Below are 1,269 nucleotides of genomic sequence, written 5' to 3' on the forward strand. Positions count from 1 at the left end.
GCAGCCGGCCCACCGCGGTGGACCGGGCGGCCTCGGCCCACAGGTCGAGCCAGACCGCCCACTGGCGGCGCTGCTGCGCGGTGCGCGGCGTCTGCAGCTCGATGAGCTGGCGCAGCTCCGCCGCCGCGTCGTCCGCCGCCGCGAGCCGGGCGGCGCGGCGGGCGGTGTCCTCGTCCATGCACCAGCGCACCGAGGCCTCGAGGAGGTCGGCGCGGCCGGGGAAGTGGTAGTGGATCGCCGCGCTGCTGGTGGCGCAGGCGCGGGCGATGTCCGCGACCCGTACCGCGTGGAAACCGTGCTCGGCGATCAGCCGGACCGTCTCGCGGACGATCTGCAACGGCCGGCCGCCCTCGATCGGGACGGCCTTGGCCGCTTCGGCGCCCGCCGGGCCCTCCCGGTGCCGGGCGCCGAGCAGCCAGCCCGCGTCCACCCGCCCCTCGTCGGCGACCCGCGCCAGCTCGGCGGCGGTGAAGCGGCGGGTGCCGCTCAGCGACCGGGACAGCTTGGACGGGTCCATGACGATACGGCGCGCGAACTCGCGCTGGCTGACGCCCGCGGCCGTGATCACGTCACGGACCCGGGATGCGGTGTCGGCGGCGGGCGTGCCGCCGGGTGCGTCGTCGGTCTCCACGGGACCGACCATAACCACGATGTTGAGAAGAACTCAACACGGTGCAACACAGTGATGCTGCGAAGGTGCAAAAGTGCTGGCTGTCGACACGTGATGAGCACCTGACTGTCGCATCAGTCAGTGTCTCGACGTCCGTCCCGGGAGAGCCGCTCCGCGGTCCGGGTGATGTTCCGCGTCATCCCCTTGAAGACGAAGGCGTGGAACGGGAACACGCTCCACCAGTACGCGTGCCCGGCCAGCCCGTGCGGGTGGAACACGGCCCGTTGCAGCAGCACCGTGCGCCCCTCGCGGTCCCGGCCGATCCGCCACTCCAGCCAGGCGGGCCCGGGCAGCCGCATCTCGGCGCGCAGCCGCAGCAGCCGTTCCCGGTCGATCGCCTCGACACGCCAGAAGTCGACCACGTCCCCGAGCCGCAGCCGGCCGGTGTCCCGGCGGCCCCGGCGCAGGCCCACGCCGCCGAAGAGCCGGTCCAGCCAGCCGCGCACGGCCCAGCCCGGGCCGAACGAGTACCAGCCGTGCTGCCCGCCGATCCCCTCGAGGACGGTCCACACGGCGTGCGGGTCGGCGTCGGTGCGCCGGGCCCGGTGGTCCGTGTAGAGGCTGCCGCCCGCCCAGTCCGGGTCGGTGGGCAGCGGGTC

General features: G+C 74.5%; 2 protein-coding genes. Both read right to left on the reverse strand.

All coding sequences use genetic code 11. The annotated features are described in order from the left end of the window. The coding region (locus tag GTW43_RS15630; RefSeq protein WP_161302600.1) for a TetR family transcriptional regulator at positions 1–631 on the reverse strand (631 nt) is incomplete at its 3' end. A 113-nt stretch (positions 632–744) separates the two neighbouring features. Continuing rightward, positions 745–1,269 (reverse strand): DUF2867 domain-containing protein (locus tag GTW43_RS15635; RefSeq protein ID WP_161302602.1); only part of this gene is annotated, 525 nt, incomplete at its 5' end.

It is taken from the genome of Streptomyces sp. SID5785 (assembly GCF_009870065.1).
Taxonomy (GTDB): domain Bacteria; phylum Actinomycetota; class Actinomycetes; order Streptomycetales; family Streptomycetaceae; genus Streptomyces.